Source organism: Collinsella sp. AF39-11AT (assembly GCF_003474585.1).
Taxonomy (GTDB): domain Bacteria; phylum Actinomycetota; class Coriobacteriia; order Coriobacteriales; family Coriobacteriaceae; genus Collinsella.
This window is the reverse complement of sequence record NZ_QROG01000018.1, coordinates 1-12,984: the sequence shown is the minus strand read 5'-3', so window position 1 is coordinate 12,984 and position 12,984 is coordinate 1. Positions and strand designations below refer to the sequence as shown.

The window sequence follows — 12,984 nt, the reverse complement described above, 5'->3', positions numbered from 1 at the left end:
GGTATAAGAGCAGGCGTTTGGCATAAGATTTAACTGTAAGCCATGTCTAACAAAGGAGGGCACATGCCCAACAGACCCGTGAAGATCATCATGCTTACCGGATACCTCGGTGCCGGCAAGACCACGCTGCTCAACCACATCCTCGCTAACGACGGCGGCATCCGCGCCGCCGTGATCGTCAACGATATCGGCGAGATCAACGTCGACGCCAGCCTTATCGCCGACGGCGGCCTTTCCGAGACCGACGACCTCATCCCGCTCACCAACGGCTGCATCTGCTGCACGCTTTCGGACGATCTGGCCAACCAGCTGCAGGGCATCGCCGATTCGGGCAAGTTCGACTACATCATCATCGAGGCCTCGGGTATTTGCGAGCCCATCCCCATCGCCTACACCATCTCGAGCTTCTGCGACGAGGCCAAGGTGGGCGGCGAGCCCAAGCTCGCGCTCGACAACATCGTGGCCGTGGTCGACTGCGCCCGCATGTACGACGAGTTCAACGGCGGTCGCGACCTGCTAGCCGAGGATATCGACGAGGACGACATCGAGAGCCTGCTCATCCAGCAGATCGAGTTTTGCTCCACGCTGATTCTTAATAAGACTGACACCGTCACCCCCGAGCAGATCGCAGAGCTTAAGGCCATCGTGCGCAGCCTGCAGAAGGACGCCGTGATTGTCGAGGCTCAAAACGGCGAGGTCCCCATGGAGGAGCTGCTCGACACCGGCCGCTTCGACTTTATGCGCGCCTACAACTCCGCCGCCTGGATCGAGGCCATGGAGCATCCCGAGGAGCACGACGACCCCGAGGTGCTCGAGTACGACATCGAGACCTTTGTGTACTCGCGCCGCAAGCCGTTTGACCTGCAGAAGTTCACCGATTTTGTTGAGCAAGAGTGGCCCGACGAGGTCATCCGCGTCAAGGGTCCGCTGTGGCAGACCGGCGATCCGGACATGTGCTACATGTTCGAGCAGGCCGGCCACCAGATGCGCCTGATGGAGAACGGTCTGTTTGTCGATTCGGCGCCCGAGGGCGAGAAGCAGAAGATCATCGACGAGAACCCCGAGATCATGCAGATTTGGGACGACGAGACGGGCGACCGCATGACGAGCCTGTGCATCATCGGCCGTCACATGGACAAGGACGCGCTCATCGCCTCCCTCGATGCCTGTCTGACCGACTGGCACCGCGCCTAGGCTATCGAAGCGAGCATTTTCTGCCACGTAACCGCCAAACCACCACGAAGGTGCCTGTCCCCTTCGTGGTGGTTTTTCGTTCTGAGCCAAGGAGATTCATGTTCAATATCGTGCTGTATGCGCCCGAGATTCCGGCCAATACGGGCAATATCGGCCGTACCTGCGTGGTCACCGGTACCCGCCTGCACCTGGTGGAGCCGCTGGGCTTTTCGCTCGACGACAAGACGGTGCGTCGCGCCGGCCTGGGCTACTGGCAAAACTTGGACGTGACGACCTATGCCGGCTGGGAGGATTTCCTTACGTGCAACGGCCTCTCCCCCGCCGATGAACGCCTGCATCTGCTGACCAAAAAGGCGCGCCGCACCTATGCGCAAAGCACCTACCGCGACGGTGACTATCTGGTCTTTGGCAGCGAGAGCTCGGGGATTCCCGAGCCACTGCTTGCCGCGGCGTCCGAACGCTGCGAGCGCATCCCCATGCTACGCGATTGCGACTCACTCGATAACGCCGATGCCTGGGAGGCTCATGAGGAGTCGCTCGGGCATACCGAGGACAGCCACGAGGCCATCCTTCAACAGGACATCTGCGGCAACTTCGTCGACCCGGCCGACTACCGCATCAGCGCACTCAACCTCTCCAACAGCGCCGCCATCGTCCTCTACGAGGCCCTGCGCCAGGCAGGCTTTCCGGAAATGTGATAAAGGAACTGCCCCTTTGTCACATTCAAGCGCCACGTCGATGACACACATGCCTGATTGATGCTCTAAATAACGAACCATCACTTTTAATCAGAATTAACTAAAATAAAATGAAGTTAAACGGCGACGCGAAAGGATGGCATTGTGGAATACCTCGAAAACCCGTTTACCCCTAGCTTTGGCGAGGTTCCTGCCCATCTCGCTGGCAGACAACAGATTATTCGGGATTTGGACCGCGCCTTCTTGAGCCAGCGCAGGCGCCCGGAATTGACCTCGATCTTCTCAGGCGCGCGTGGAACCGGTAAAACCGCTCTCATGTCGTCGCTTGCGACAAGGGCGGAATCCCACGGCTGGATTGCCGTAAAGACGACCGCGCTCTCGGGAATGCTTGAGGAAATCGAGTTCGGGGCGAAACGTGCTGCAGGCCATCTTATCGACTCGTCCAGCCGCTTCGAAGTCACCGGTCTCGAAATTGCACCGCTCGGCAGCATCGAGGTCAATCGCGTTCACGATGCCTCAACCTGGCGTTATCGCATGAGTGACATCATCGACCAGCTCAACGAGGCGGGCACCGGGCTGCTCGTCACGGTTGACGAGGTGGACCCGACGCTCGACGAGATGATTCAGCTCGCAGCGACGTATCAGCACTTTGTGGCCGATGGGAAACGCGTCGCCCTGCTCATGGCGGGACTTCCCAACAACGTCTCGACGTTGCTGAACCACAAGACGGTCTCGTTCCTTCGCCGCGCCCAACAATATCATCTGGGTCGCATCGCAGACTATGACGTACGCGAGGCCTTGATTCGCACAATCCAGGAAAACGATCGCCTGGCAGATGCTGGGGGAATCGATAAGGCCGTTCGCTCGATTTCGGGCTTTCCCTTCCTTTTGCAGCTTGTGGGTTACCGCGCCTGGGATCTCACGAGCAACTCGAGGGAAATATCATCTCGCGACTTTGACCAGGGAATCAAAATCGCACGCGATGAAATGGACGACCGGATCCTCGCGGCGACCTATCGGGAACTCACTGCAGAGGACAAGCGATTTCTCATCGCCATGCTCGATGACGAGGAAGAGTCCACCACCGCTGACCTTGTCGAGCGCCTTAAGCGTTCGCCGCAACAGGTCTCCCGCTACCGACGCCGCATGATAGACGCCGGCATCATTGGAGAACGCGGGCGCGGAATCGTCGCTTTTGAATTACCGTTCTTCCGCGACTATCTCGCCGTTCAATGCGTGAAATAGGCATCGGATGTGACAAAGGGACTGTCCCTTTGTCACATTCGGTTAGAGGTAACGGCCGGTAATGCTCTTGGGGCAGGCCGCGATATCGGCTGGCGTGCCGAAGCAGACGATTTGCCCGCCTGCTTCGCCACCACCTGGGCCCATGTCGATTACGTAATCGGCGTTACGGATAAGGTCGAGGTCGTGCTCGATCACGACGACTGTGGCACCCTTGGCAACGAGGCCGTCGAACACACTCAGCAGCACCTGAACATCGAGCGGGTGCAGGCCAATTGTGGGTTCGTCGAACACGAATACGGCATCATCCTGCACGCGGCCCATCTCGCTCGCGAGCTTAAGACGCTGCGCCTCGCCGCCCGAAAGCGCCGGCGTGGGCTCGCCGAGCGTGAGATAACCCAAGCCCAGGTCGTGCAGGGTCTGTAAGCGCGCCTGAACTTTCTTGAGCCCCACCGTGGCGTCGATGGCCTCGTCCACACTCATGTCCATGAGCTGCGGCAACGTAAGCAGGCTCCCGTCCTTGCCCTCGCGATGGATATGCGAGGCCGCGTCTGCATAGCGTGAGCCGCGACATGACGGGCAGACGATCTCGACATCGGGCAAAAACTGCACGTCGAGCGATATCGAACCCGTGCCATCGCACGTAGGGCAGCGCAAGGCGCCGGTGTTGTAGCTAAATGCGCCCGCCTTGTAGCCGGCTGCCTTGGCCTCGGGCGTACGGGCGAAGGCGCGACGCAGCTCGTCATGGATGTCGGCATAAGTCGCCACCGTCGAGCGCACGTTGGCGCCGATGGGCGTGGCGTCAATCAGGTTGGCGCGTGCGATGCCCTCGGCGTCGATCCAACGCACGTGCCTGGGCAGGCACTCGCTGGCTGCCTGCGCCTTGAGTGCCGGGATGAGCGTCTCGAGCACCAACGTCGTCTTACCCGAACCCGAAACGCCCGTCACCGCGACCAAGCGACCGCGCGGGATATCGACTTCGAGCGGTTTGACGGTATGGATGGCATCGGTCGCCATGCGGATATGGCCCCGGTCGAACATTTCGTCATCAGCCACCTGCGGCCGCAAGCGCTTGGGCTCCGAGCGCAAAAACGGGGCGATGCGGCTGTCCTGCGATTGCTCGACCTCATCCACCGTACCGGCGGCGATCACATTACCGCCGCCCGCTCCGGCAACGGGGCCCATCTCGACCAGATAATCGGCTTCCGCCAATACGCGCGTGTCGTGGTCGACAACGACCACGGTGTTGCCGTCATCCACCAGATCGCGCATTACGCCCACCAGGCCGTCGACATTGGCAGGATGCAAGCCGATCGAGGGCTCGTCCAGCACATAGAGCACGCCCGTCGATCGGTTGCGCACCACGCGGGCGAGCTGCACGCGCTGGCGCTCACCCGTGGAGAGCGTGGCACCTGCGCGATCGAGTGAAAGGTAATCGAGGCCCAGGTCGACCAGACGACGGGCCGCGCCCAAAAACGAATCGCAGATATCCGTCGCCATGGGCTGCATCTCGGCCGACAAGGATGCGGGCACCCCGCGCACCCACTCAATCGCATCGCCAAGCGTCATGGCCGCGGCCTGCGCCAGATTGATACCGCGCACCTGGGGCTGGCGCGCAACCTCGGAGAGACGCGTGCCGCCGCAGTCACGGCACGGGCCCTCGCGCAAAAAGCGAGCCACGCGCTTTAGTCCCTTATCGTCCTTAACCTTGGCGAGCGCATTCTCGACCGTATAGACGGCGTTGTAATAGGTGAAGTCGAGCGGCGTGGCGCCCTCGCCGTTTTTGGGAACGTAGAGAATATGCTTCTTAACCGCCGGACCATGGAACACGATGTCGCGCTCTTGAGGTGTAAGCTGGTTAAACGGCACATCGGTACGCACACCCATCTCGCCAGCTACCTGCTTCATCAAGTCCCACATGAGCGTGCCCCAGGGAAGCACCGCGCCTTCGTTGATGGTCTTGGACTCGTCGGGCACCAGGCTCGCTTCGTCCACCTCGCGCATGACACCGGTACCGCCACAGGTGGGGCATGCACCGCCGCTATTGAAAGCCAAATCCTCGGCACTCGGCGCGTAGAACTCGCGGCCGCATGTCGAACACGTGAGCGACAGGCCTGCGGCCACGTTAAGGCTCGGCTCCACACGCGTCCCGCAATGCGGGCACACGTGATGGGCGCAACGGCTAAAGAGCAGGCGCAGGCTGTTGTTGAGCTCGGTCATGGTGCCAAAGGTCGAGCGCACGCCCGGCACGCTGGGGCGCTGATGCAATGCGAGCGCCGCCGGCACGTGCAGCGCTTCATCCACTTGAGCATGCTCTGCCTGCGTCAGACGACGGCGGGTATAGGTGCTGAGCGCCTCCAGGTAACGGCGCGAGCCCTCGGCATACAAAACACCCAGCGCCAGCGAGCTCTTGCCCGAGCCCGAGACGCCGGCAATACCCACGAGCTTTCCCAGCGGAATATCGATATCGATGTCTTTGAGGTTATGGACGCGCGCACCGCGCACCTCGATAGCACTTGGTTGTTGCGACACCGTCATCGCTCCCCTTCCTGTTAATCGAATGTGACAAAGGAATGTGACAAAGGGACAGTCCCTTTGTCACATCACTCGTGCCATAAAACACGATCGCGAATGTACTTGCCCAGCATAGGCACGCTAAACCGGACGAGACCGTATCCGGCGGCCTCGATGACGCGCTCGCGAATTAAGCTTGCGCGATATTTACTCGCCCAGCTCTGGGTGCGGTCGCAGCGCTCAATGATATCCGCCATGCGCGTCAGCTTGCCCTCGTCAACCGCCATAGCCTCGATAAAGAGGCGCTGTGGGGTGCGCAGCCCGTAATACAGAGGCGCGTCAACCGCTTCGTAGAACTCAGAGACGGCATCCGCATGACCAACCTCGACATCGCACCCTTCAATGACCTGCGAGCCACGCCGGACAGCAGACCGCCACATGTAATATCCCACCAGCTGAACCATATAGGGATGTCCCATGCTCTTGTGCGCCGCAAGGTCCGCCGTCCCCGCATCAATGCAAAGACCAGCACATTCGACCGTCTGGATATATGAATCGCGCACCTGGGGCAAAGAAATCGCCCCCAACGTACGCTGCTGGGCGCGCCGCAAAAACGTCACGCTCGGCTCTTCGAGCAGATCGTCAACCATGCTGGGCAAGCCGGCAAAGACCAGCGCAAGACCACGCTGGTCGCCATCGGGCAAGCCCGTAGCATCCTGATCTCCCAGCACCTGCTGATAGAGAACGGCAAGAGCCGACAGCTCCTCGATAGACGCAGATTGAGCCTCGTCAATCGCAAACAGTATGCCCTTGCCTGGACCGAGCTTCTTGAGACGTTCGTTGACCAGCCCTCGCAACGTCTCGCCTTTTGCCCGCGCCGCCTCAACCGACATCCGTCCAAACGATGGGCCAAACTCCATTGACGTCACAACGGGCTTATTCGAGCGGAGTGCGTCGGCCAAGCGGTCGCATAAACCAAGCGAAGCGGAATCGGAGACAACCGCCCATCCGCGCTCACTGGCCAGACGTTGCAGCTCCCGCAGGAGAACTGTTTTGCCACAGCCGCGGTTTCCTGTAATGAGCATGAGTCTGCCCGGCGCTCCGGCACCGTTATCGAGCCCCTCCTCAAAATCTTCGATGACCGACTCGCGACCGATGAGTATCGGAGGCCGCTTACCAGCCGTTGGCTTAAAGGGATTTGGATTCATGTCGGCCTCCTCGGATTGGCAAAGGCTAGCAATAGTTATACCAACTTATACCGAGTTATACCAACTGAATGTGACAAAGGAGCTGTCCCTTTGTCACATGTGGCCGAAAAATTCCGCGTCGGCGGGGCGATAGGGGCGGAAGGTGGCGGGATCGATCTTTACGTGTGCCGCGGCGGGCACGTCGTACCATTTGACCGTATAGCCGGCGCCGTGGGCGCAAAAGACCGAATCGGGCGTGTTGGGCAGATCGGCCTCGGGCTCGTAGGCGGCCGCCTCGATGACGCGCTCGGCATCATGGCATGCCGCATAACCGGCGAACTCCAGGTACAGATGTCCGCGGCCGCTCGTGTAGGCAGCCACCTCCAGCGCATAATCCTGTATCTCGGATGCTGGCACGCGACCCACAAGCTTCGCCCGGTCGCCCGCCATCGCCGGCGGCTCGTACTCGGCGCCCATGCGCGTGACATCCGAAAGCGCCCTGCCCACGCAATCTCCCGGCACCTCGAGCTCAAAGTGGTAGCACGGCTCCAACAGCACCGCCGCGCCGGCCTCACGCGCCTGCATCAAACCCTGGCGAATCGCGCGGTACGTTGCCTGCCGAAAGTCACCGCCCTCGGTGTGTTTGGCATGAGCGCGGCCGCCCGTGAGCGTAATGCGCACATCGGTAATGGGCGAGCCGGTCAGCACACCCAGGTGATCGCGCTCCATGGCGTTGGTGAGCGCCAGGCGCTGCCAGTTAAGATCGAGCTCGTCGGTCGAGGCAACGGTACCAAATTGCACGCCCGAGCCCGCTGGCAGCGGCTCCAGGCGCAGGTGCACCTCGGCGTAATGGCGCAGTGGCTCAAAGTGGCCCACACCCTCGACCGGCTGCGAGATCGTCTCCTTATAGAGAATGCCGCCGGACTCAAACTCAATCGTAAGGCCAAAGCGATCGGCCAATACCCGCTGCAAGACCTCGAGCTGCACGGCGCCCATCAACTGCAAGTGAATCTGCTCAAGATGCGTATTCCAGCTTACGCCGAGCATGGGGTCTTCGTCCGCCAGCTCAGTCAGCGCTTTAAACACCGCATGGGCATCATGTTCGCCCGGGAGCACCGTATAGGTAAGGACCGGCGCAATGACGGGCGCATCGCACCCGGGCTCCGCACCCAAGGCATCCCCCGGGCGAACGTGCGCAAGACCCGTCACGGCACAAATACCGCCAGCGGCAACTTCCTGGGCAAGCTCGTACTTCTCTCCGTTATAGATGCGCACCTGATCGACCTTTTGCTCCCATGCCTCGGCACCGGAGCGCCCCTCGATCATCTGTTTTGCGCGCAGCGTGCCGCCGGTCACTTTTACCCAAGCCAAGCGCTCGCCGCGATCGCCGCGGCTGACGCGATAGACGCGCGCGGCGAACTCCGGGAGCCACGCCTGTTCACGCATCAGCGCGCATATGCCGTCCAGCAACTCGTCCACGCCTTGGTCCTTGAGCGCCGAGCCGGCAAAGCAGGGAAAGAGCTTGCGCTCGGCAACCATGCGCGACAGCGTTGCGACGGAAAGCTCACCCGCTTCAAGAAACTCCTCGAGCGCCGCCTCGTCCAACGCAGCAGCATCCTCCTGAACGGCACCGCCCGCCAGCAGTTCGTTGGCATTCAGGCAGCCCTCGGAAAGACGCTGCCCGAGTTGTGCCAGCAAAACATCGCGGCCGGGATTCTCCAAATCGATTTTGTTGATATAGATGAACGTCGGAATGTCATAGCGCGCAAGCAGGCGCCACAGGGTTTCGGTGTGCCCCTGCACGCCATCGTTGGCGCCCACAACCAAAATCGCGTAGTCGAGCGCGCGCAGTGTGCGCTCCGCCTCGGCCGAAAAATCGACGTGGCCGGGTGCATCCACGAGCATGACGTGGGTATCGTCGTGGTCGAGCACGGCCTGCGACGAGAAAATCGTGATGCCACGCTCGCGCTCGATCGTGTTAGTGTCCAGGTGAGAATCGCCATCGTCCACACGGCCGCGCTTGCGAATGCGACCTGCGTTGAACAGCATGGCCTCGGCCAGCGTAGTCTTGCCGGCATCGACATGCGCCAAGATTCCAACGACCGCCTGCTTCGACATGGCTCTCCTCTTATTGCGAGCCCATCGCACGCGGCAACGGGCATTCTCGTTCCACACTGGATGATACAATTTACGGGCCGGCGGGCGAAGCGGGCCCTATCCCCCGACCGAGCTCATCGCCCCGCGTTGCCGCGCGGCGATTTTCGCAGGTTCGCGCCTTGCGAAAGCCGGCACCTCCCCTTTTGTCTGCCCGGTCTCATCTGAGGCGGTAACAATGCGAGTCCTACAACGACGCGTTTTACCAAAAATGGCCCCACGCGGGGCCATTTTCATTTCGATGAAACGCTGGTATGCGACTCGGCCCTTATGCCTCGCGCAGCCAGTCGAACGCAACACGCGGCGTGCCGTCCGACACATACACGACGCCGGCGCGCTCGAACCCCGCCTTCATGCTCGCGCCCTGCATGGGCAGGTTGTCCGCGTGCGTGTCGATACGCAGGTGGTCAGCGCGCGCCTTGGCAAAGGCAAACATCGCGGCCGCGATACCGTGCACGGTGCCGTCGGACGCCACGCGGTGCAGTACGGCGTACGGAGTGTCGCTACGCCACTGACCGTCCTCGATGACGTCATAGCACTCGTCCGGGCCCGGCAAAAAGGCAAACGTCGCCACCACGCGACCGTCGACTTCGCACACATAGCTGCCACCGGCGGCGATATCGGCAGCCAGCTGCTCGGCCGAAGGCGTGCCCTCGGGCCACTGTGTGGCGTTGCCATGCGCGCGCATAAAGGCGCGGGCGGCGTCATAGATAGCCATGACGGCGGGAATGTCGGTATCGAGGGTTTTTCTGATCATCACGCGGCGACCTCACGTTTATTGGTATCACTTTGATTGGGCAATGATACCAGCGTTTGGAAAGGGCATGAAGCAGATGGGAAGCAAAAAGCGAGCCGCCTGGTCAAAGGCCAAAAGCGAGTTTTTGGGCGCTGCCACCGGCGGCGATATGAGCGACCTGTTTGCGCGCGAGGACGAGCGCCGCGATGCCCTGGACGCCGAGCGCGATGAGGCTTGGCGCTACAAGTCGTGCGAGCGCAAAAACCGCTACGACACACGCGCCGAGGCCGAGGCCGTTATGGCCGACTGCGAAAACCGTGGACGACGTGGCTTGGCCTGCTACAAATGTGAATACTGCGGCGGGTGGCACCTGACGTCGCACCCTTGGAAATAGGCGCCGCATCGGCGCGACGCTCACGCAGCGGCACGGCACCGACACATCGCCGGCCATCGCACGCAGGCTACGGGCGCGGCGGCACCAAAACATCGTAGCGGACGGCCTTGCCCGCAAGCTGATAGCTCGGCTTAACGCCGGCAAGCAGCGGCCCCTTCACCGGCCGCTTGATAACGACCTTGCGCGGCCGCACTGCAAGCGCAGCTTTAACCAGCGTCTCCTCATCGGCGCACGGCTGCTCCAAATGGTGCAGGAGTTGGAACTTCTTTTTGACCGCCGCACTCTTGGTGCGCTCGGGAAACATGGGATCCAGATACACCACATCGGGAGCCGCGAGCTCACCACGCTCGACCAGCTCAGCCGCATGGCGAAGGCCGGCAACACTGTCCTCGCCCGCATGTAAGCGCATGCGCGCCACGGCAGCCGCAAGCGCCGGATCATCTGCCGCGCGATCCAGGGCATCCTGAAGGAGCGCCGCGATCACGCAATCCTGTTCATACAAATCGACGGTAAAGCCCACAGCGGCCAACAGCAGCGAATCCTCGCCAAAGCCTGCCGTGGCGTCAATCGCCCAGGGGTTCTCGATACCTTTTGTGCGTGCAGCCTTCACCAACAGCTCTTGCTGCAGACGACCCTGCTTGAGCCGTGGGAGCATACGGGCAAAATCGGCACGCAGCTCCATCGCACCGTCGGTGAGCGTGAGGCCCTCGGGCTTCCCGATCAGCTCAAGCCCCGCGGCCCGAGCAACAGAAAAGGGATCGACGACGCCCATGGGTACTCCTTAGCAAGCAAAGCGGATACGTGAGCGCCGCATGTGTCGGCACCCAATCGTCCGCTATTGTCCCACATGCGACATGGCCCACAGCATCCCAATGCAAAGCACCGCCATCAATCCCGTGCACACGGCAGCGATCACAGAATCGCTCATGCGCCTTCCCAACGATTGCGGCTCGCGCGCCTGCCCTGTTCCGTACATCATGGCTCCTCCTTAGACCAACTCCTTGTTACATCCTCATCATCGCAGCGCCGCACATGAGCTGCCATCGATTTGGCTTACGTCCAGCTTTCCTTTTTGAAAGGTTGGACCGTACAGGCAAGAGACGCTTTCAAACGCATGCATCGCCCCGTTGAACTACAATGTGCTTCATCATATGTGCAGCACATGGGGTGCGCCAGGTTGACGTACTCGTATCGAAAGGACCAGCCATGAGTTTCACTCGCAAGACTCTCAAAATCCTTGCCCTGATTTATTTTGTTCTGGGCATCGCCAGTCTCGTCATTGGAATCGCCGGCATCGCGACCGGCAAGTTCGAGTCCACCTACGGGCCGTACGCCATGCTCGCCACGGTCGTGCTTGTCGCCAAGGGCCTCATCGATCTCGCCGCGGGCGTTGCGGGCATCAAGGGCGCCAACAAGCCTTCGCAGGTAGGCGGCGCGTTTAAGCTCGGCATCGTCGCCGCAATCGCCACGATTGCGCAGGCTGTGCTCACGCTCCCCGCGTTTGGCGGCGACGCCATCAACTATGGCGCCTTTGTCATCGTGGTGTACGACCTGTTCTTTATTCAGCAGGCACACGACATTAAGGCCGAAAACAAGGACCGCCTGTAGGCACCTGCCTCCCATAACCCCTGCTATCAAGCAGCTAAAAAGGGCCGATCGCGCAGCAACGCGGTCGGCCCTTTACGTTTGCCCAGATAAACCCTGCCAAAATAAACCTGTCCCTTTTTGGTAGGTTAGTGGCGGTACTCGGCGATGATGAAGTCGATATCGGTCTGAAGGGTGTCCAGGTTTGCCAAGCGCTCTTTGTCGGCAGGGCGCGTGCGGTAGTAGTACGGCGTCATCTGAAACACCGCCTCGATATCGGTCTGCGTCTGGAGCGTAATGTTCGCAGACACCCGTTTCGTGCCAACCAACTCGAGCTCGGTTGTCTGCGGCAACTTCTCATCGTTGAGATATGGCGTGTCGTAGAGCACCTCCTTGAGCCCAAAGAGATGACGGGCACCCGGTATAACGGTATAGAGCGACCCCTCGGGTGCCAGCACGCGAGCAAACTCACGCTCGTTAAAGGGAGCAAAGAGCTCGGTCACCATATCGAAGGTGCCATCGGCCACGGGGATGTCCTTCATGTTGGCCACGAAGTAGGTCGCATCGCCGCGCTTGGCGGCCAGACGCACCATCTCTTTGCCCAGGTCGAACCCATAAGCATCCACGCCCGGCACCGCACCCATGGCACTGGTGTAGTAGCCCTCGCCGCAGCAAATATCGAGCAGCGTCATGGGGCCATTCGCAGTCGCTGCACGTCCAGACACCTGCTCGCGCACCAGCTCGACCATCGCATCGCGCAACGGCGCGTAGTAGCCGCGGTTAAGAAAGTCGCGACGACTGCGCGCCTGCGACTTGGGATCGCCCATGGAGTCGCCGCTCTTGGACGAGCGCAGCAGATACAGATAGCCCTCGCGCGCACGGTCAAATCGATGTCCGCCCGCGCACGCAGCACCGCGCTCGTCGTCCACCAACGGATCATGGCAAACGGGACACAACAACATGGCAACTCCTTAGCGCGGACAACACAACGCCCACCATTGTCGCACGCCTCCCCCACCTAGTCATTGGGTGTTCCTATAGTTTTGTCAACCTTCGACGCTACTCCCGGTAGGGCACCCGGTCGCGCATCACGGCGTATATCGCCCTGAGCCGCTTCCTCGCGACGGCCTTGAGCGCCCGCCCGTGCCCCATGCCCCGCGCCCTGCAGGCCCGGTAGCACTCGCCGTAGCGCCCCGACGACCTCACCAGGCTGTTGCACGAGAAGATCAGAAGAGACTTGAGCCTCGCGTCGCCCCGCCTGGACGCCCTGACCGACCTCAC

12 protein-coding genes and 1 pseudogene are annotated in these 12,984 nt (G+C 61.2%); 5 read left to right on the top strand and 8 right to left on the bottom strand.

What is annotated here, in order from left to right:
• The first annotated feature begins 63 nt into the window (after positions 1 to 63).
• The 3 genes from DW037_RS07715 to DW037_RS07705 all read left to right on the top strand — a co-directional run bounded on the left by DW037_RS07715 (position 64) and on the right by DW037_RS07705 (position 3,137).
• Positions 64 to 1,194 (top strand): GTP-binding protein, encoded by a 1,131-nt coding sequence (locus DW037_RS07715; protein ID WP_117640599.1) that lies wholly within the window; start codon positions 64 to 66, stop codon positions 1,192 to 1,194.
• Between the two features lie 98 nt (positions 1,195 to 1,292).
• Positions 1,293 to 1,892, top strand: a complete 600-nt coding sequence (locus tag DW037_RS07710) for a tRNA (cytidine(34)-2'-O)-methyltransferase (protein WP_118373116.1) — start codon at positions 1,293 to 1,295, stop codon at positions 1,890 to 1,892.
• A gap of 144 nt (positions 1,893 to 2,036) precedes the next feature.
• Positions 2,037 to 3,137, top strand: coding sequence for an AAA family ATPase (locus tag DW037_RS07705; protein ID WP_118373114.1), 1,101 nt, complete (start codon positions 2,037 to 2,039; stop codon positions 3,135 to 3,137).
• A gap of 42 nt (positions 3,138 to 3,179) precedes the next feature.
• Here DW037_RS07705 and DW037_RS07700 read toward each other — a convergent pair whose 3' ends face one another.
• From DW037_RS07700 to DW037_RS07685, 4 genes are all read right to left on the bottom strand, one after another.
• Complete coding sequence (locus tag DW037_RS07700) at positions 3,180 to 5,672, bottom strand: excinuclease ABC subunit UvrA (RefSeq protein ID WP_118373112.1); 2,493 nt, start codon at positions 5,670 to 5,672, stop codon at positions 3,180 to 3,182.
• A gap of 65 nt (positions 5,673 to 5,737) precedes the next feature.
• Entirely contained in the window at positions 5,738 to 6,856 is a 1,119-nt protein-coding gene (locus DW037_RS07695) for an AAA family ATPase (protein ID WP_117757292.1), read from the bottom strand.
• 93 nt (positions 6,857 to 6,949) lie between these two features.
• Positions 6,950 to 8,953 carry a translation factor GTPase family protein gene (locus DW037_RS07690; RefSeq protein ID WP_118373111.1) on the bottom strand — a complete coding sequence of 668 codons (2,004 nt, stop codon included), beginning with the start codon at positions 8,951 to 8,953 and terminating at the stop codon, positions 6,950 to 6,952.
• Between the two features lie 304 nt (positions 8,954 to 9,257).
• Entirely contained in the window at positions 9,258 to 9,746 is a 489-nt protein-coding gene (locus DW037_RS07685) for an N-acetyltransferase (protein ID WP_117716525.1), read from the bottom strand.
• Positions 9,747 to 9,813: 67 nt separating this feature from the next.
• On the opposite strand from DW037_RS07685, the gene DW037_RS07680 reads away from it, so the two are divergent.
• Positions 9,814 to 10,119, top strand: a complete 306-nt coding sequence (locus DW037_RS07680) for a hypothetical protein (protein ID WP_233540653.1) — start codon at positions 9,814 to 9,816, stop codon at positions 10,117 to 10,119.
• A 67-nt stretch (positions 10,120 to 10,186) separates the two neighbouring features.
• Here DW037_RS07680 and DW037_RS07675 read toward each other — a convergent pair whose 3' ends face one another.
• Together DW037_RS07675 and DW037_RS10630 are read right to left on the bottom strand one after the other, a co-directional pair.
• Positions 10,187 to 10,891, bottom strand: a complete 705-nt coding sequence (locus tag DW037_RS07675) for a class I SAM-dependent methyltransferase (RefSeq protein WP_117786863.1) — start codon at positions 10,889 to 10,891, stop codon at positions 10,187 to 10,189.
• 63 nt (positions 10,892 to 10,954) lie between these two features.
• Positions 10,955 to 11,098 (bottom strand): hypothetical protein, encoded by a 144-nt coding sequence (locus DW037_RS10630; RefSeq protein WP_158549061.1) that lies wholly within the window; start codon positions 11,096 to 11,098, stop codon positions 10,955 to 10,957.
• A 227-nt stretch (positions 11,099 to 11,325) separates the two neighbouring features.
• On the opposite strand from DW037_RS10630, the gene DW037_RS07670 reads away from it, so the two are divergent.
• Positions 11,326 to 11,727: a hypothetical protein gene (locus DW037_RS07670; protein WP_117786864.1), complete on the top strand. Its 402-nt coding sequence runs from the start codon at positions 11,326 to 11,328 to the stop codon at positions 11,725 to 11,727.
• Positions 11,728 to 11,852: 125 nt separating this feature from the next.
• Here the strand turns inward: DW037_RS07670 and DW037_RS07665 are convergent, their stop codons facing one another.
• Together DW037_RS07665 and DW037_RS10790 are read right to left on the bottom strand one after the other, a co-directional pair.
• Complete coding sequence (locus tag DW037_RS07665; RefSeq protein WP_117786865.1) at positions 11,853 to 12,665, bottom strand: putative RNA methyltransferase; 813 nt, start codon at positions 12,663 to 12,665, stop codon at positions 11,853 to 11,855.
• 97 nt (positions 12,666 to 12,762) lie between these two features.
• Positions 12,763 to 12,984 (bottom strand): annotated as a pseudogene (locus DW037_RS10790) (IS110 family transposase); the annotation flags it as partial.

What these genes read in the sequence shown, in the direction of transcription:
- DW037_RS07680 (WP_233540653.1), top strand. Translation starts at nt 9,814, where the DNA reads ATGAAGCAGATGGGAAGCAAAAAGCGAGCCGCCTGGTCAAAGGCCAAA.
- DW037_RS07665 (WP_117786865.1), bottom strand. Translation starts at nt 12,665, where the DNA reads ATGTTGTTGTGTCCCGTTTGCCATGATCCGTTGGTGGACGACGAGCGC.
- DW037_RS07685 (WP_117716525.1), bottom strand. Translation starts at nt 9,746, where the DNA reads ATGATCAGAAAAACCCTCGATACCGACATTCCCGCCGTCATGGCTATC.
- DW037_RS07670 (WP_117786864.1), top strand. Translation starts at nt 11,326, where the DNA reads ATGAGTTTCACTCGCAAGACTCTCAAAATCCTTGCCCTGATTTATTTT.
- DW037_RS10630 (WP_158549061.1), bottom strand. Translation starts at nt 11,098, where the DNA reads ATGATGTACGGAACAGGGCAGGCGCGCGAGCCGCAATCGTTGGGAAGG.
- DW037_RS07715 (WP_117640599.1), top strand. Translation starts at nt 64, where the DNA reads ATGCCCAACAGACCCGTGAAGATCATCATGCTTACCGGATACCTCGGT.
- DW037_RS07695 (WP_117757292.1), bottom strand. Translation starts at nt 6,856, where the DNA reads ATGAATCCAAATCCCTTTAAGCCAACGGCTGGTAAGCGGCCTCCGATA.
- DW037_RS07690 (WP_118373111.1), bottom strand. Translation starts at nt 8,953, where the DNA reads ATGTCGAAGCAGGCGGTCGTTGGAATCTTGGCGCATGTCGATGCCGGC.
- DW037_RS07710 (WP_118373116.1), top strand. Translation starts at nt 1,293, where the DNA reads ATGTTCAATATCGTGCTGTATGCGCCCGAGATTCCGGCCAATACGGGC.
- DW037_RS07675 (WP_117786863.1), bottom strand. Translation starts at nt 10,891, where the DNA reads ATGGGCGTCGTCGATCCCTTTTCTGTTGCTCGGGCCGCGGGGCTTGAG.
- DW037_RS07700 (WP_118373112.1), bottom strand. Translation starts at nt 5,672, where the DNA reads ATGACGGTGTCGCAACAACCAAGTGCTATCGAGGTGCGCGGTGCGCGC.